14 protein-coding genes and 1 riboswitch are annotated in these 17,284 nt (G+C 54.1%); all 14 genes read right to left on the reverse strand.

The features are described 5' to 3' along the window. Nucleotides 1–56: 56 nt before the first annotated feature. Nucleotides 57–1,799 carry an adenine deaminase C-terminal domain-containing protein gene (locus KNP68_RS11645; RefSeq protein ID WP_214799639.1) on the reverse strand — a complete coding sequence of 581 codons (1,743 nt, stop codon included), beginning with the start codon at nt 1,797–1,799 and terminating at the stop codon, nt 57–59. 179 nt (nt 1,800–1,978) lie between these two features. Continuing rightward, a complete protein-coding gene (locus KNP68_RS11650; protein WP_371819374.1) occupies nt 1,979–4,264 on the reverse strand; it encodes a bifunctional diguanylate cyclase/phosphodiesterase in 2,286 nt (761 codons plus the stop codon). A 99-nt stretch (nt 4,265–4,363) separates the two neighbouring features. After that, nucleotides 4,364–5,617, reverse strand: a complete 1,254-nt coding sequence (purD, locus tag KNP68_RS11655; protein ID WP_214715612.1) for a phosphoribosylamine--glycine ligase — start codon at nt 5,615–5,617, stop codon at nt 4,364–4,366. Between the two features lie 13 nt (nt 5,618–5,630). Continuing rightward, nucleotides 5,631–7,151, reverse strand: a complete 1,521-nt coding sequence (gene purH / locus KNP68_RS11660; RefSeq protein WP_029596112.1) for a bifunctional phosphoribosylaminoimidazolecarboxamide formyltransferase/IMP cyclohydrolase — start codon at nt 7,149–7,151, stop codon at nt 5,631–5,633. Continuing rightward, nucleotides 7,148–7,726 carry a phosphoribosylglycinamide formyltransferase gene (gene purN / locus KNP68_RS11665; RefSeq protein WP_029596113.1) on the reverse strand — a complete coding sequence of 193 codons (579 nt, stop codon included), beginning with the start codon at nt 7,724–7,726 and terminating at the stop codon, nt 7,148–7,150. The genes purH and purN overlap by 4 nt, the downstream gene beginning before the upstream one ends. Further along, nucleotides 7,723–8,757 (reverse strand): phosphoribosylformylglycinamidine cyclo-ligase, encoded by a 1,035-nt coding sequence (gene purM, locus KNP68_RS11670; RefSeq protein ID WP_029596114.1) that lies wholly within the window; start codon nt 8,755–8,757, stop codon nt 7,723–7,725. Before purM ends, purN begins: the two co-directional genes overlap by 4 nt. A gap of 12 nt (nt 8,758–8,769) precedes the next feature. Continuing rightward, complete coding sequence (gene purF / locus KNP68_RS11675) at nt 8,770–10,179, reverse strand: amidophosphoribosyltransferase (protein WP_021065197.1); 1,410 nt, start codon at nt 10,177–10,179, stop codon at nt 8,770–8,772. Next, nucleotides 10,155–12,374 carry a phosphoribosylformylglycinamidine synthase subunit PurL gene (purL, locus tag KNP68_RS11680; RefSeq protein WP_029596115.1) on the reverse strand — a complete coding sequence of 740 codons (2,220 nt, stop codon included), beginning with the start codon at nt 12,372–12,374 and terminating at the stop codon, nt 10,155–10,157. The genes purF and purL overlap by 25 nt, the downstream gene beginning before the upstream one ends. After that, on the reverse strand, nt 12,358–13,038 hold the full coding sequence (gene purQ / locus KNP68_RS11685) for a phosphoribosylformylglycinamidine synthase subunit PurQ (protein WP_029596116.1): 681 nt from the start codon (nt 13,036–13,038) through the stop codon (nt 12,358–12,360). The genes purL and purQ overlap by 17 nt, the downstream gene beginning before the upstream one ends. After that, nucleotides 13,035–13,277 carry a phosphoribosylformylglycinamidine synthase subunit PurS gene (gene purS / locus KNP68_RS11690; RefSeq protein ID WP_021065194.1) on the reverse strand — a complete coding sequence of 81 codons (243 nt, stop codon included), beginning with the start codon at nt 13,275–13,277 and terminating at the stop codon, nt 13,035–13,037. Before purS ends, purQ begins: the two co-directional genes overlap by 4 nt. Further along, complete coding sequence (gene purC / locus KNP68_RS11695) at nt 13,274–13,978, reverse strand: phosphoribosylaminoimidazolesuccinocarboxamide synthase (protein ID WP_021065193.1); 705 nt, start codon at nt 13,976–13,978, stop codon at nt 13,274–13,276. The genes purS and purC overlap by 4 nt, the downstream gene beginning before the upstream one ends. Before the next feature lie 48 nt (nt 13,979–14,026). Further along, entirely contained in the window at nt 14,027–15,319 is a 1,293-nt protein-coding gene (gene purB / locus KNP68_RS11700) for an adenylosuccinate lyase (RefSeq protein ID WP_021065192.1), read from the reverse strand. Then, a complete protein-coding gene (gene purK / locus KNP68_RS11705; RefSeq protein ID WP_029596118.1) occupies nt 15,316–16,410 on the reverse strand; it encodes a 5-(carboxyamino)imidazole ribonucleotide synthase in 1,095 nt (364 codons plus the stop codon). Before purK ends, purB begins: the two co-directional genes overlap by 4 nt. Further along, complete coding sequence (purE, locus tag KNP68_RS11710; protein WP_021065190.1) at nt 16,410–16,898, reverse strand: 5-(carboxyamino)imidazole ribonucleotide mutase; 489 nt, start codon at nt 16,896–16,898, stop codon at nt 16,410–16,412. The genes purK and purE overlap by 1 nt, the downstream gene beginning before the upstream one ends. Before the next feature lie 69 nt (nt 16,899–16,967). Next, a riboswitch (purine riboswitch) is annotated at nt 16,968–17,069 on the reverse strand. Nucleotides 17,070–17,284 lie beyond the last annotated feature (215 nt).

Below are 17,284 nucleotides of genomic sequence, written 5' to 3' on the forward strand. Positions count from 1 at the left end.
CTCTCTCATCGTACTTCTTTATCATTCTAAAGCACGACCGGCTCGGACTCAACTGTTCATCGTAAAATCGCCGGAAATAGTATTTGTTTCTTCATCACTTCGTAAATCCCGAGCGGTGTGGCCCGCACATATGGCAAGTGCGTTGACGCCAAGAACAAGAGCGTATAAATCGGGTCTTCGAATTTGTATCCACGAATCAGTAGCTCGGCCCGCAACCCTTCTTCTTGGACAATCAACCGTTCGACCGGCTCCTTCGACGTCATGCCACAGAGCGGGAGCGAGATTTCCGCGATCACCTCACCGCGGTCGACAAGGACGATGCCGCCGCCAAGTTCCTTCATCCGCTCGAAAGCCGTCAACATGTCTTGTTTGCATTTCCCAAGAATCAAATAGTCACCGCTAATCGAATACGAACTGACGAGGCCTCCGAAGTCGTTGGCGAATCCTTTCAGCACCGTATTGAGGCGCCATTTCCCTTCTTTATCGAGCAGCATGAGGAACGACTCGTCCCCGTCACGTGGCAGCTCATCTTGTCCGGTATCGTGCGTGATTTTGAACAGCTTCATGATGACCGAGTTGACCATGTCGAGCCCGACCGGCATGCTGAACGATAAGTCGTTCGGCGTCAGTTCGATGTCGACGTTCGTCGACGGCATCAAGGCAAGCGCCGCATCGACGAGCTCGTTCGGAAATTCGGACGTCCCGTCCCGATAAATCCATTGCCCTTTGGCAATGACAGCGCTCGGGCGTGGCTCATCAACCGCATCCAAAATATTGAGATGGGCGATGCGTCCCGGCGCAATCGAACCGAGGACGTGATCGAGCCCGAAGTGTCGCGCCACGTTCAACGAGACGATGCGGTATGCTTCAATTGGAGGCAAACCCGCCTCAATCATGATTTTCACGAGCGCGTCTTGTAACCCGTCTTGATAAAATCCTGGCGTCGACCCGTCTGTCGTGACCATCACATGATCGAACGCCTCGAGTCCGGCGTCGAGCAGACCACGGATGAGTCCCGGAAGGTCAGGACGAATGGAAGAGTGACGGAGTGTTGTCGTATAGCCGTGTTCGAGCCGGCAGAGCGCTTCTTCGGCCGTCATCGCTTCATGGTCGCTGTGAACACCCATCAGCGCCATCTTCGTCAACGTCTTCGCCGAGGCACCTGGAAAATGCCCCTCGACCGGAAGCCCGCACGTCTCTGCATCGAGCATCCACTGAAGCATCTCGTCATCACCTTTTAACGTCCGTGGCCAGGCCGTCAATTCTCCGGCCATGATGACGTCCGGGTGATTGAACCAAGCGTGAATCCGCTCGGAGTCGACGAGAACGCTATCACGGTCAAGTTCGGTCTGCGTATCGAGACGCGCCCACCAGTACGTGCTCGTCGGAAGCTGTTGCATCGCTTCCAGTTGCGCAAACGCTTGCTCCTTATTTTGTAAAAAAAGAAGCATGTTGTCATTCACGAGCGTTGTCGTCCCCCGCTCACCTGCATACTTCGACAGCGTCGCCGGATTATATAGTTGGAATGGATGCGCGTGCGGCTCGATATAGCCCGGCACGATGTATTTCCCTGACATATCCACCGTTTCGACGGCAGCTTTCGGTACATCTGGCCCGACATAGACGATTCGGTCATGCTCAATCCATATGTTTGCTTGTTTCCACTGCTTCACGTACATATTTAAGTATGTGGCATTCGTCAATACGAGCGAAGGTGGTCTGACTTGGCTCACGACTTCTAATTGTGACCGAATCATCGCTTTAGACCACGGTGCCCGCGCCGATCGTTTTGGTGGCATCGAACCCAATCCTCCCTTAATCGCCTCGCCATTATTATTAGAAAATAATTTTGTAAGCGTTTTCTTTCATCTGATTCAAGTTTACCTTTTCTCTGAAAGGCTCGCAAGCTATGTTGCCCATTGTAACGGAATTCACATGAAATTCACACAAATAAAGACGTCTCCCACGGGAGACGCCTTCACCAATCGTACATCGTGACCGTCTTTTTCAAATAATGCTCGAGTTGAGCGAGCGGAACGGGCTTGCTGTAATGATAGCCTTGAATGAGGGAGCTGCTATGTTCGAGCACGAAGGCGAGCTGTTCCGGACGTTCGACTCCTTCGGTGACGATATCGAGCCCGAGCGTGTGGAACGTCTGATATAACCCTTCGAGCAACGCCCGGTCGAACGTGTTCTCCGGAATCCCTTTGACGAAATTCTGGTCGATTTTAATCAAATCGAGTTGGAGCGACTGTAAAAACGACAGCGACGACGTGCCGACCCCGAAGTCATCGAGCGAGATTTTGACGCCGATGGCCTTGAGCGATTGAATGAACTGCTGAAGTTCATATAAATTGCCGCCGACCTCGCTCTCGGTGATTTCGACATGGAGACGGTGAGGGTCAAACCTCGAACTCATCAACACTCGTTCTAATGAAGCTAAAAACGAACCGTCGGCGATTTGGCGCTTCGACACGTTAATCGATAGGAACAAGTGATGTCGTTCCACGTGGTCTTTCATCTCTGTGACCGCTTGTTCGAGCACCCAACGACCCAAATCAGAGATGAGACCGAGCTGTTCGGCAACAGGGATGAACAGTCCAGGTGAGATTTGACCTTTCGTCGGATGGTTCCAACGAATGAGCGCCTCCACGCCACGTACGGCAAACGGTCGCGGCGACACGATCGGTTGATAATACAGTTCGAATTCATCATGTTCGAGCGCATGGCGCAAGTCACGCTCCATCTCGAGCGTCTGTAAGTAGTGGCTTCCATCCTCGATTTCTTGGAACGTGAGCACTCGATTCTTTCCTGACAGTTTTGCCTCATGAATGACGACATCGAGCCGTCCCATCATCATCTCGTACGTATGGTGCGGTTCGGCACAAGTGAACACATCGATACCGATTGTCGCCGCCATCCCCTTCACCCCGTTGACTTCGGCCCAATCCTTCAAGTCTTTGATCAAACGCCGGGCGACCGGCTGCAATTGTTCGAGCGTCCAGCTTGGGTGGACGAACATGAATTCATCGGCACCGATTCGGGCGACAAATCCGTCTTCTTTATAAAAGTTGAGTCGGGAAGCGATATAAATCAGGACGGCGTCGCCTGTCCGGTGTCCGTACTGGTCGTTGATGCGCCGGAAATCGTCCAAGTCCAAACCGAGCACCCCGATTTGGTCTTGTTTGCCGCGTACGTTCGAGAAGTAGTCCTCAAGCGCGAGCCGGTTCGGGAGCAATGTCAACGCGTCACGAAACGCCCGATCAATCACTTCGGCACGTGTGTCTTCGAGTGCCGCGAGCACTTCATTCATGCTCGTCGCCATCTGTTCAATCTCGTCGTGGCTCTTCGCATCACGACTGAGCCGGAGCCGGCTATCCCGTTCGAGTGTAATCACTTTCAACTCACTGACGATTTCCATGAGACGTCGAATCACGACCCGGTGAATCGTCCACAGCAACGAAAAGAAGAGACCGAGCCCAAGGACGACGAGGGCTATTATCCCGAGTCGTAACATCGCCACCGTATTTTCATAATGTGTTTGTTCGACGGTGAATTTGACCTCGAAATCGGACTGTTGAAACACAGTGCCAAGCGGAATCACGACGTCGGTCCCCGCATCGCCATCCGTGATGACCGTCTGATTTTGACGCGCAGGTTGAATCGTCAATGGAATTTTCGTCTGGGTGCTCATGTCCGCCAGAAATGCCGGGTCGACGAACTCGAGCATGACGAGCGTACCTTGACTTGGACCACTACTATCACTTCGTAAAATCGGGTGACTGACGTACAGCGTCGGACCGAAATCACTCGCATAGATGCCGTTTTGCGTATCTTCCTGATCGCTTAATCGAGAAGTGACCGCCTTGATGAGCGTTTGTTGATCAGTTTTTGACAACGTCGTGCTCGCTGAACGGAACGACGAGTAGAACGCTTCTCCGTCCCGGTCCAAATAGACGATGGCGTTGACGCTCAAGTTTTCAAGCGATTCCTCGCTAATGTTACTTTGGACATAGGAGGCGTTCCGTCGTTGAACGAACGTGTAGGTGTCATTCCAGACGGCCCAATCGACGAGTGTGCGCTCGAGCGTATGCTTCCGATTGGCGAGCGTCTCTGACACGCTCGCGACTTGACTCTCGACCGTCTGCCGATCTTGTTCCATGCTCTTCTCGATAAAATAAGGGCGGACCCCAAAAAAGATGATTCCGACAAACACGACTATATTCACGGCCACCGCAATCATGAGCTTCGTCCGAATGCGCACGTCGACCACCTTCTTCCTTCAATCTACTCCATTATTGTAGAGCAGGAAGCGTGAATTCCCTTCTTTTCGCATGAAAAAAAGGACGGGTTGACCCATCCTTTAAAAAATACGTGCCAACGCCCGTCCCCCGATGTCTCGACGGTAGAACGTCTGTGGCAAATCAAGTTGTTCGAGTGCCGTATAGACGGCATATTTCGCTTCGAGCAAGGTCGGTTTTGTCGACGTGAGCACGAACAAGCGTCCCCCGTTGCCGACGATGTCCGCCCCGTCACGGGTCGTGCCCGCATGGAACACGAGCACATCGTCTCGTAAGTCACCGAAGCCTGATAGTACCTGTCCGGTCGTCGCTCGATCAGGATAGCCTTCTGCCGCGACGACGACTCCAATCGTATAGCCTTCCACCCATTCAATCGGATACGTTTTTTGGTCCACGACCGCCTCGATGACGTCGAGGAGAGGAGATGCCAAGTTCGGGAGAATGACCTCGGTCTCGGGATCGCCGAACCGAGCGTTGAACTCGATCACTTTCGGGCCATCCGCCGTCAAGATAAGACCTGCATACAAGAACCCTTCGAACGGAGTGCCTCGTTCGACCATCGTCCGCGCGAGCGGGAAGAGCACGCGCTCGACCGCTTCCGTGTACACGGCATCGTCGAGATGAGGCATCGGGCTATATGCGCCCATGCCACCCGTATTCGGGCCTTTGTCGCCGTCAAACGCACGTTTGTGATCTTGTGACGTGATCATCGGGATGACGTGCTCGCCTGAGACGAACGCCATGAGCGAGAACTCTTCCCCGTCTAAAAACTCTTCGATGACGACACGGGACTGATCCCCGAACTTATCGGTGCCGAAGATGTCGTGAATCGCCGCCCGCGCCTCATCGAGTGTGAACGCGACGGTCACGCCTTTCCCGGCAGCGAGTCCGTCCGCTTTGACGACGAGCGGGGCTTCCGACTGATCGATATGACGTAGCGCCGACGCTGCGTCGGTAAACGTATCATATCCCGCTGTCGGAATATTTGCTTCGCGCATCACTTCTTTGGCGAAGGCTTTACTACCCTCGAGGAGCGCTGCCGCTTTCGTCGGTCCGAAGATGTGTTGACCTTCTGCTTGGAACGTATCGACGACTCCGGCCATCAGGGCCGATTCGGGGCCGACAATCGTCCAGTCGATTCCTTCGCGCTTCGCAAACCCAACAAGGGCCGAAACATCCGTCTCTTCAATCGGCACGCACGTCACACCATCCATATTGAGATTGCCCGGGGCGACGAACACCTCATGTCCGTCTTGTCCCAGTTTCCAGGCGAGCGCGTGTTCACGGCCGCCACGTCCAATGACGAGTACGTTCATCTTATCGCTCCTCTCAATGTTTGAAGTGTCGAACTGACGTGAACACCATCGTGATGCCGTGACGGTTCGCCGCTTCGATCGACTCTTCGTCACGAATCGATCCGCCCGGTTGAATGATGGCCGTGATCCCGGCCGCAGCCGCAGCCTCGACCGTATCGCCCATCGGGAAGAACGCATCGCTACCGAGAGCGGCCCCTTGAGCACGTTCCCCTGCTTGTTCGAAAGCGATTTTCGCCGCGCCGACGCGGTTCATCTGTCCCGCACCGATGCCGATTGTCGTCTCGTCTTTGGCGACGACGATGGCGTTGGATTTCACGTGTTTCACGACACGCCACGCAAGTTTCAAATCTTCCCATTCAGACGCCGTCGGACGACGATCCGTCACGATTTGGCATGACGCATCATCGAGTGTGACGTCGTCCTCATCTTGTACGAGGAGACCGCCCGCGACGGCTGTCAAGCGCATCCCTGTCATCTGGCCCATGTCGAGCGTCAATAACCGAAGATTCTTTTTCTCTTTCAATCGGTCAAGTGCTGCCTCACTAAAGGATGGCGCGATGATGATTTCTAGGAAGATGTTGCGGAGCGCCTCTGCCGTTTCCACATCGACTTCACGGTTCAAGGCGACGATGCCTCCAAAAATCGAGACCGGATCGGCCGCATGGGCTCTTGAGAACGCCTGGCTGATTGTCTGTCCGACAGCGACACCGCACGGGTTCATATGTTTGACGACGACCGCTGCCGGCTCCGTCAATTCGCTGAGCGCCTCGAGCGCCGCATTCGTATCTTGGATATTGTTATATGAGAGTTCTTTGCCGTGCAGTTGCTTCGCGTTCGCGAGCGTCATCCCGTGATAGAGCGGCGTCTTATAAAACGCTGCCTGCTGGTGCGGGTTTTCCCCGTAACGGAGGTCTTGTACTTTCTCATACGTGACCGTGAGCTGTTCCGGGAACGTCTCGCCGATCTGCTGCCCTAAATAGTCGGCAATCAAGGCGTCATACGCCGCCGTGTGACGGAACGCTTTTGTCGCAAGACGTTGACGTGTTTCGAACGTCGTCCCGCCGGCACGAACCGCTTCGGCCACATGACCGTAGTCGGCCGGATCGACGACGACCGTCACGCTGGCATGGTTTTTCGCGGCTGAACGGAGCATGCTCGGTCCACCGATATCGATATTTTCAATCGCTTCTTCATACGTCGCATTCTCTTTCGCAATCGTCTCTTTGAACGGGTATAAGTTGACGACGACATAGTCGATTGGCTCGATGTCGTGGTCTCTCATCTGTTCGACGTGCGAGTCCAAATCGCGGCGCCCGAGCAGGCCACCGTGAACGAGCGGATGGAGCGTCTTCACGCGTCCGTCGAGCATCTCTGGGAACGACGTCACTGCTGAGATGTTTTTTACCGGAAGGCCAGCCGCGATGAGCGCTGCTTCCGTCCCGCCTGTCGAAATGAGTTCGATGCCCGCTTCATGCAACGCCTGCGCGAGCTCGACGATTCCTGTTTTATCTGACACACTCAGTAATGCTCTCACTTGAAAACCTCCTGTTGGATAAACACTTGTTGTAGTACGCGCGGATAGAGCTGATGCTCGACCGCTTGGATGCGTCTTGCCGCTTCGGCCGCATCACAGCCTGCGATAGCGACGTCTTGTTGGGCGATGATTGGTCCCGTATCCATCCCGGCATCGACGTAATGGACGGTGACACCGCTCGTCGGCACGTTCGCCGCGAGCGCCTGACCGATGGCGTCTTTTCCTGGGAACGCCGGTAATAGCGACGGATGGATGTTGATAATATGGTTCGGATATGCTGACAGCAATACGTCCCCAATCAACCGCATATACCCGGCCAAGACAATATAGTCGGCGCCGAGTGCCTGTAGTAGGACTAGTATTTCTTGTTCGAATTCCGCTTTTGAGGCGTACGTCTTCGGTTCGAACGAGAAGGTCGGGATGTTGAACCGATCGGCCCGCTCGAGTACTTTCGCTTCTGGTTTGTCCGTGACGAGCAGGACGCATTCCCCTGACAAGTCGCCTCGGTCAATGGCTTGCCAAATCGCTTCGGCGTTGCTACCGGACCCGGAGGCGAAGATGGCAAACTTTTTCACTGGTCGACCCCCATGATGCGGACACCCGGTTTGGCATCGACTTTCCCGATGCGATGCGACGTCTCTCCGGCGCGCTCGAGCGCAGCTTCGACAGCTTCGACATCTTCAGGACGGACTGCGATCATGAAGCCGATACCCATATTGAACACGTTGAACATCTCTTGTTTCGAGACGTGCCCGACTTGTTCGAGCCAGTCGAACACGGGCAGGCTCGGCCAATTCGATGCGTCGAATGTGACACCGAAGCCTTCCGGCAGCATGCGTGGCACGTTCTCGTAAAAACCGCCGCCCGTGATATGGGCCATGCCTTGGACACGCCCCGTCGCGATGGCCGCTTTCGCCGCCTCGGAATAGATGCGCGTCGGCAACAAAAGGGCGTTCCCGAGCGTCGTGTCGAGCATGGCGATCTCATCAGTGTAGGCGAGCCCTTGCGATTCGACGATATGGCGGACGAGCGAGAATCCGTTTGAATGGACACCCGATGATGCGAGTCCGAGGACGATGTCCCCCGCTTCAATCGTCCGTCCATCGATCAGTGCTTCCTTCTCGACGACACCGACGGCGAATCCGGCGATGTCATATTCGCCGTCCGGATACATCCCCGGCATCTCGGCCGTCTCGCCTCCAACGAGGGCACAGCCCGCTTGGACACAGCCTTCGGCGACTCCTGCGACGATGCGCTCAAGTTTGGCCGGTTCCGCTTTTCCGGTCGCGATATAGTCTAAGAAATAAAGCGGTTCGGCCCCGTGGACGAGACAGTCATTGACACACATCGCCACACAGTCAATTCCAATCGTATCATGTTGGTCGAGCGCGAACGCGAGTTTGAGTTTCGTGCCGACCCCATCCGTTCCGCTGACGAGAATCGGATGTTTCAACTGCATCGAGCCAAGGTCAATCATCGCACCAAAACTACCGAGCCCGGTCATCACTTCTGGACGCATCGTCCGTGCAACGTGACGCTTCATGCGTGATACTGCCTCATAACCTGCCTCTAAATTCACACCCGCTTGTTCATATCTTAAACTCATCGTCAGTCCCCCTCAAGCTTTTGTCTCTGTTACAAGTTCCGCCAGTTCAGTTGGATAAAGTCCGGTGAAGCAAGCGGCGCACTGCCCGCGCAAGTTCCCTTCGAACGGCCGGTCGATTGCTTCGACCGTCCCATCCAATGTGAGGAACGCCAGTGAATCGGCCCCAATCTCTTCTTTAATCTCTTCGATGGATTTGGTGGCCGCAATCAACTCTTCCTTTGATGATGTATCGATGCCGTAATAGCACGGATGCTTGATCGGTGGTGACGTGATGCGCACATGCACTTCGGTCGCCCCGGCTTCACGGAGCAGTTTGACGATGCGTCGGCTCGTCGTCCCGCGAACGATTGAGTCGTCGACCATGATGACCCGCTTACCGCTCACGACACCTCGCAACGCCGACAGTTTCATCTTGACGCCGCGCTCCCGTAACTCTTGCGACGGTTGAATGAACGTCCGGCCGACGTATCGGTTTTTGATGAGTCCCATCTCGTACGGAATCCCGCTCGCCTCGGCGTAGCCGATGGCTGCTGAAATACTCGAATCAGGGACGCCGGTGACGACGTCCGCTTCGACCGGTGCCTCGTCGAACATCTTTTTCCCCATCGCCTTACGGGCCGTGTGCACGTTGACGCCATCGATGATCGAGTCCGGCCGCGAGAAGTAGATGTATTCCATTGAACACATCGCGCGGACCGAGGCCTCGCTGTACCGCTCCGATACAATCCCGTCTTGCGTGATCATAAGGAGTTCCCCTGGCTCGACATCACGTACGTACGTCGCCCCCACGACGTCGAACGCACATGTCTCTGAGGCGAATACGTAGGCTCCGTCCTCGGTCTGGCCGAGCGAGAGCGGACGTAATCCGTGAACATCGACGCCGACGTAGAGCGCGTCTTCCGTCAAGAAGAGGAAGGCGAACGCTCCGACGAGACGAGCCAAGCTATCCGCGATTCGTTCTTTCATCGAGTTGCCTCGGCTCCGCTTAATCAAGTGGGCGACGACTTCCGTGTCCGATGTCGTCTGAAAAATCGCACCTTCCGCTTCGAGCATATGTTTCAACTCGTTGGCGTTGACGAGATTCCCGTTGTGCGCCATCGCCAAATCGCCCGTGAGCGACTTGAAGTGGAGCGGTTGGACGTTCTCGAGCGTGTTGCCGCCTGCCGTCGAATAACGGACATGACCGATGGCGTGGTGCCCGGTCAATGCATCGAGCGACGGTTCGTCGAACACTTCAGCGACGAGTCCGAGCCCGCGTTTGGCGTGCAAGCGCTCCCCGTCAGCCGTGACGATGCCTGTCCCTTCTTGTCCCCGGTGTTGCAGGCTGTGGAGGCCGTAGTAGGCGAGGTGTGACGCTTCGTGGTGATTAAATACCCCGAATACCCCGCACTCCTCGTTCATGCCTCGGATGTCATATAACATGGAATAGCTCCTTCCCATACCCGTTCAAGTTCCGTGACGTCCATTTCGATTAGGCGGTCGCTCGCACGCACCGTCAATTGTGGCGTGTCTGTCACCTGTCCGATGCGTGTCGCCTTCGTCAACTTCGCGAACGCATCGGCTTGATGTGGCGCGACTGTGACGAGGAACCGTGACTGTGATTCGCTGAAAAGTGTCGTCACGAGATCTGTGTCGACTGTGACGTCTGCGCCGAAGCCCGTGCCGAACACGAGTTCAGGGAGTGCTGCGGCGAGTCCACCTTCCGATACGTCGTGGGCCGCCGTGACAAGTGCTTCCCGGATTGCTGCGAGGAGCGCTTGTTGCTGACGGCTCTCCGTCTCCAGGTCAAGCGTCGGCGCCTGTCCGCTCACTTGACCGTCTTGAAGCATTTGGAGCGCACTACCGCCGAACTCAGGTTTCGTCTCTCCGAGCAGGAAGATGATGTCGCCTGATTCTTTCGCGAACGACGTCGTGATATGTTCTGGCTTGTCGATCAAGCCGACCATGCCGACGACCGGCGTCGGATAAATCGCCGTCCCGTTCGACTCATTGTAAAGCGAAACGTTCCCGCCGATGACCGGTGTGTCGAGGGCACGGCACGCTTCGGCCATCCCTTCGACAGCTTGATCGAGCTGCCAGAACCCTTCTGGCTTGTCCGGGCTACCGAAGTTCAAGCAGTCCGTGAGGGCGAGCGGTGTGGCGCCGCTGGCGACGATGTTGCGCGCTGCCTCTGCGACCGCGATGGCACCACCGACACGCGGGTCGAGGTACACGTATTTGGCGTTGCAGTCCGTCGTCATCGCGAGCGCTTTGTCTGTGTCGCGAATCCGGATAACGGCCGCATCACTTCCTGGTGCAACGACGGTTGATGTTTGGACCATATGGTCGTATTGCTCATACACCCAACGTTTCGAGGCAATCGTCGGCATGGCAAGCACGTCTTTCCATGTCGTGAGTACGTCCGTGACGACCGGTTGGACCGGTGCCATCGCTTGGAACGTCTCATAATATGCCGGTACTTTCGACGGCTTATGGTAGACCGGTGCGTCTTCTGCGAGCGCGTCGACCGGTACTTCGGCTGCGACTTCCCCTTGATGGAGAAGACGGAGCACTTTTTCTTCGATGACGACACCGACTTTGATCGCATGAAGTCCCCACTTCGTGACGATTGCTTCGATTTCATCTTCATGCCCTGCCTTGACGACGAGAAGCATCCGCTCTTGTGACTCGGACAACATCATCTCGTAAGGCGTCATGTCAGCCTCGCGTTGTGGGACGAGGTCGAGGTTCATCTCGATGCCCATGCCTGCCTTCGATGCCATCTCGGCCGAAGACGACGTGAGACCAGCCGCTCCCATGTCTTGGATCCCGACGAGGGCTGGGTGCTTAATGACTTCCAAACACGCCTCAATCAACAGTTTCTCCATGAATGGGTCCCCGACTTGGACGGCCGGGCGTTTCTCGTCCGCATCCTCACCGAGTTCTTCCGAGGCGAACGTCGCCCCGTGAATGCCGTCGCGTCCTGTCGTTGCGCCGACGTACATGACCGAGTTGCCGACACCTTCGGCAATCCCTTTTTGAATGTCTTCATGGCGAATGAGTCCGACGCACATCGCGTTGACGAGCGGGTTGCCGGCATAGGCCGGGTCGAACGCGACTTCCCCACCGACCGTCGGGATGCCGACACAGTTGCCGTAACCGGCGATGCCGGAGACGACGTGGCCGAAAAGATGTTTCACACGTGATTCGTTCAAATCTCCGAAGCGGAGCGAGTTGAGGAGTGCGACCGGTCGCGCGCCCATCGAGAAGATGTCGCGGATAATCCCGCCGACACCTGTCGCCGCACCTTGGTACGGCTCAATCGCCGATGGATGGTTATGGCTCTCGATTTTGAATGCGACGGCCTGGCCATCGCCAATGTCGACGATGCCGGCACCTTCCCCAGGTCCTTGAAGGACGTGTTTCCCAGTAGTCGGGAATTTCCGGAGGACAGGCTTCGAGTTTTTGTACGAACAGTGTTCAGACCACATGACCGAGAATAACCCGATCTCTGTGTAATTCGGCTCACGACCGAGCAGTGAGACGACGAGCGCGTATTCCTCATCGGTCAAGCCCATCGTGGCGTAAAGTCGCTCTTCACGGATGTGTGTTGCTGTCGGTTCAGTTGTAAGTAGCATGTCGAGTCCCCCATTTCACCATCGAAGTAAATAATCGTTTGCCATCTTCCCCGCCTAAGAGTGCTTCGACCGCTCGTTCCGGGTGTGGCATCATTCCGAGTACGTTACCTTGTACGTTCGTGATTCCTGCGATATTCGCGACCGATCCATTCGGATTGTCGGTATACGTGAAGGCGATTTGCCCGTTCGCACGGAGCGTCTCGAGTGTCGCCTCGTCACAGTAGTAGTTGCCTTCCCCGTGCGCGATTGGGACTTGAATCGTCTCCCCGAGCTCATAATCGTTCGTGAACATCGTCTCGTTCGTTTCGACTTTCAATTCGACTGTCTTGCACATGAACTTCAAATCACGGTTGCGCATCAATACGCCCGGTAGGAGTCCCGCTTCGACGAGCACTTGGAATCCGTTACAGACGCCGAGCACTGGACGCCCTTCTTCGGCGAATCGTTTCACTTCGTTCATAATCGGTGAGAACTGGGCGATGGCACCACAGCGCAAGTAGTCCCCGTATGAGAAACCGCCTGGTAGGAGCACACCATCGTACCCATCAAGCGACGTTTCCGTATGGAACACATAGTCCGCTTCTTCGCCGAGGACATCTTTTACGGCATGATACATGTCGAGGTCACAGTTCGATCCGGGGAAGACGATGACAGCGAATTTCATGCGAGTACCCCCATCTCGATTCGATAGTTCTCGATAACCGTGTTGACGAGCAACTTCTCACACATGTCACGCACCATCGCTTCGGTCGTCTCATCTGCCACTTGAAGCTCGATGACTTTCCCGATGCGTACCGACTCTACCCCTGTAAAACCGAGATGTTCGAGCCCACCTTTTACGGCGACGCCTTGTGGATCCAGTACACTTTCACGTAATGTCACGTACACGTTTACTTTTTTCATCGGTCCATTCCCCCTATGCGTGTTAACAGTTGGCTGTATGTGTCTGTCAGAGATCCAAGGTCTCTGCGGAAAACGTCTTTATCGAGCTTTTGTTTCGTCTCTTTGTCCCAAAGCCGGCACGTGTCTGGTGAGATTTCATCGGCAAGGATGATCGTGCCATCGACTTTACCGAACTCAAGTTTGAAATCGATTAAATCGATGCCATGTTCATTGAAGAAATCGAGCAACACATCGTTGACCCACAGACCAAGTTGTCGCAATGTTTCGACTTCTTTGTGTGTGGCAACTTGCAGTAAACGGATATGATCCTCCGTTAAGAGTGGATCTCCGAGTGCGTCATCTTTATAGTAAAACTCGACAATCGGTGACAGGAGCGGTGTCCCTTCTTCCCAACCGAGTCGTTTGGCAAGGCTTCCGGCGGCGACGTTGCGAACGACGACCTCGAGCGGAATGATATCGACACGGCGCACGAGCTGCTCGCGATCCGATAGTCGCTTAATGAAATGCGTCGGAATCTTGTTATCGTGCATGAGTTCGAACAAGCGCGTCGTGATGGCATTGTTCAACACGCCTTTGCCGGCGATTGATTCTTTCTTCTCCCCGTTAAATGCTGTCGCGTCGTCTTTATAATAAACGCGGAGCACACCCTGTTCTTCAGTCTCAAATAACGCTTTCGCTTTACCTTCGTAAATTGCTTCCATCTGTATCGTCCCCCTTAAAAGTGAGAGGGGCATGAAGCCCCTCAACGATCACAAACCACAGCGTTCAAAAATAACATCGACACGGCGCACGTGATGGCTCGGGTCGAATAGGTCGTCGAGCTCGTCACTCGTGAAGAGTGCGCCCATCTCGGCGTCTTGTTCAATCAAGGTGCGGAACATCGTCTCTTCTTCCCACGCTTGCATCGCCTTCGGTTGAACGGCATCATAAGCGGCTTCGCGCGACCATCCTTTTTCAATCAACGCGAGCAAGATGCGTTGGGAGAAGATAATGCCAAACGTCCGGTCCATGTTCCGGCGCATATTATCCGGGAAGACCGTCAAGTTCTTCACGATATTGCCAAAGCGGTTCAACATGTAGTTGAGGAGACTCGTCGCATCCGGAAGAATGATCCGTTCTGCTGAGGAGTGTGAGATGTCACGTTCATGCCAGAGTGGGACGTTCTCATACGCCGTCACCATATGACCGCGAATGACACGGGCCAGGCCGGTCATGTTCTCTGAACCGATCGGGTTACGTTTATGCGGCATTGCTGACGATCCTTTTTGTCCTTTGGCGAAGAATTCTTCGACCTCACGTGTCTCTGTCTTTTGGAGGCCGCGAATCTCTGTCGCCATCTTCTCAATCGATGTGGCGATTAACGCGAGCGTGGACATGTATTCGGCGTGACGGTCACGTTGTAACGTCTGCGTCGAAATCGGTGCTGCTTGAATCCCTAATTTGTCACACACATACGATTCGATGAATGGATCAATGTTTGCGAACGTACCGACCGCACCACTCATCTTACCGAATTCAATCGTCTCGCGGGCTGCCATGAACCGTTTCTTGTTGCGCTTCATCTCTTCGTACCAAAGGGCGAGCTTCAATCCGAACGTCGTCGGTTCTGCGTGGACACCGTGTGTACGGCCCATCATGATGTCATACTTATGTGCTCTAGCTTTTTCAGCGAGGATGTCGATGAAACGGTCGATGTCAGCTTCTAAAATATCGTTCGCTTGCTTAATCAAGTACGATAAGGCCGTATCGACGACGTCTGTCGAAGTCAGTCCGTAATGCACCCACTTCTTCTCTTCACCGAGTGTCTCTGAGACGGCACGGGTGAATGCGATGACGTCATGACGTGTCTCTTGCTCGATTTCAAGGATGCGTTCGACATCAAACGATGCCTTGTCCCATAAGACGGCGACATCTTCCTTCGGGATGATACCAAGTTCGCTCCACGCCTCGCAGGCGTACAGCTCTACTTGGAGCCATGCCTCAAATTTATTCTGGTCTGTCCAAATCGCCGCCATCTCAGGACGGGTATAACGTGAAATCATAAAACGGTCTCCTTCCAAATTGCCAATTGTTCGATGGTCTGAAGCGCTTCTTTGACGGAAGCAGCAATCACGTTCAAATGTCCCATTTTCCGCCCCTGCTTCGCTTCTTCTTTCCCATACAAATGTAGTTTAACATTCGACGGTAACGTTTGCGGGTTCAGCTCGTCCATATGTTCGCCTAACAGGTTGACCATGACGATTGGTGTGTAAAGCGTCGTTCGCCCAAGCTTCATCCCGGTGATTGCCCGAATGTGTTGCTCGAACTGTGATGTCTCACAGGCATCAATCGTGTAATGCCCTGAGTTGTGAGGGCGTGGCGCAAGTTCATTCACGTACAATGAACCGTCTTCCATAATGAACAACTCAACCGCAAGCGTACCAATCAGTCCGATGTGGTCAGCGAGTTGGAGGGCCAAATGACGCGCCTCCTCTAAAATATCAGGCTCCACTCGTGCCGGTACAATCGAAAGATATAAAATATTGTTTCGATGAATGTTCTCGCTGATGGGGAACGTCGTCGTCTCGTGCGTCCCTCTCGTCACGATAACAGAGATTTCTTTTTTAAAAGGAAGCCAAGCTTCGGCCACATATTCCGTCTCTTCGAACTGATCTGTGAACGAGCTTACGTCTTGTTCTGAACGTATTACCGTTTGACCTTTACCGTCATAACCAAAACGGCACGTCTTAATCACAAACGGAAAACCTAACACGTCTCTTGCTCGAATGACATCACGGACGGAACGGACTGGAACGTACGGTGCGACTTGAAGACCTGCCCCTTCAATCATTTGTTTTTCAAAGATTCGATGCTGTGTCGCCTTCAAGACATCCATCCCTTGAGGACATTTGTCAGCAATGGCCTCAATCATCGCTGTATCAATGTTCTCAAATTCATAGGTGATGACGTCTGAACGATGTGCAAGTTCACGTGCTGCCGTTACGTCGTCAAATGCGGCGACGATGCTTGGTGCAACCTGAGCGGCGGGCGCGTTTGCGTTTGGATCGAGGCTTAGCGTTTCGTACCCCATAGCACTCGCACTGAGAGACATCATGCGACCTAACTGACCTCCACCTAAAATGCCGATTCTCATTAGATTAGTTCCTCCGTCGCTTGAAGTGCCATATCGCGCTTCGCTTGGCGATATGTATCTAGGCGTTCAACCAGTGCGGGGAATTGCAGGCTGAGGATTTGAACGGCGAGTAGGGCCGCGTTCGTCGCCCCGGCACGTCCGATAGCGACCGTTGCCACTGGTACTCCTGCAGGCATTTGAACAATCGAGAGCAAGGAATCAAGTCCATTTAACGCTTTAGATTGAACAGGCACTCCGATGACAGGAAGCGTTGTTTTCGCTGCGACCATTCCCGGTAAATGGGCTGCTCCTCCTGCGCCTGCAATGATGACTTGTATGCCTCTCGCACGGGCCTCTTCAGCATATTCAAACATTAAGTCCGGCGTCCGATGTGCCGAGACAACTTGTTTTTCATATGGAATACTCAATTCTTCTAGGATGTCACAAGCATGGCGCATCGTTTCCCAATCAGACGAGCTACCCATGATCACACCTACTGTTGCCTTCATTCAAATGTCCCCCTTAAATAAAGAAATCCCTAAACCGAATAACCAGTTTAGGGTATAGGCCACGACAAAAAAATGTCGACTATACCCCATAGTCTGATCAGAATCGGCGATCAGGTAGAAACTTGCGAGCCATTTCCTCGCGATTATATGGAGCACTATTTAATTTGTTATTAACTCACACGCCTATCGTACCTTGTTCTTTCAAAACATGTCAACAAACTGCGAACAATTTAATTGTCTGAATATTTATCGTTCGTCTTTAGTGGTGTTAAAATACAAAAAAACCGCCACGCATTCGGAGGGCACTGAAAAACTTCAAATGATTTTGAACAGAGGAGCGTCGTCCCGGGAGGGATGACGCTCCTCTGTTTTCATCGCCCTTCAGC

The organism is Exiguobacterium sp. s50, from assembly GCF_018618175.1.
In the GTDB taxonomy this organism is placed as follows: Bacteria; Bacillota; Bacilli; order Exiguobacteriales; family Exiguobacteriaceae; genus Exiguobacterium; species Exiguobacterium chiriqhucha.

Coding starts and splice junctions, on each gene's coding strand:
- purB (WP_021065192.1), bottom strand. CDS start 15,319: ATGATTTCACGTTATACCCGTCCTGAGATGGCGGCGATTTGGACAGAC.
- purS (WP_021065194.1), bottom strand. CDS start 13,277: ATGAAAAAAGTAAACGTGTACGTGACATTACGTGAAAGTGTACTGGAT.
- purC (WP_021065193.1), bottom strand. CDS start 13,978: ATGGAAGCAATTTACGAAGGTAAAGCGAAAGCGTTATTTGAGACTGAA.
- purE (WP_021065190.1), bottom strand. CDS start 16,898: ATGAAGGCAACAGTAGGTGTGATCATGGGTAGCTCGTCTGATTGGGAA.
- purM (WP_029596114.1), bottom strand. CDS start 8,757: ATGAGTTTAAGATATGAACAAGCGGGTGTGAATTTAGAGGCAGGTTAT.
- purD (WP_214715612.1), bottom strand. CDS start 5,617: ATGAACGTACTCGTCATTGGACGTGGCGGCCGTGAACACGCGCTCGCC.
- purF (WP_021065197.1), bottom strand. CDS start 10,179: ATGTTATATGACATCCGAGGCATGAACGAGGAGTGCGGGGTATTCGGG.
- KNP68_RS11645 (WP_214799639.1), bottom strand. CDS start 1,799: ATGCCACCAAAACGATCGGCGCGGGCACCGTGGTCTAAAGCGATGATT.
- purQ (WP_029596116.1), bottom strand. CDS start 13,038: ATGAAATTCGCTGTCATCGTCTTCCCCGGATCGAACTGTGACCTCGAC.
- purK (WP_029596118.1), bottom strand. CDS start 16,410: ATGAGAATCGGCATTTTAGGTGGAGGTCAGTTAGGTCGCATGATGTCT.
- purL (WP_029596115.1), bottom strand. CDS start 12,374: ATGCTACTTACAACTGAACCGACAGCAACACACATCCGTGAAGAGCGA.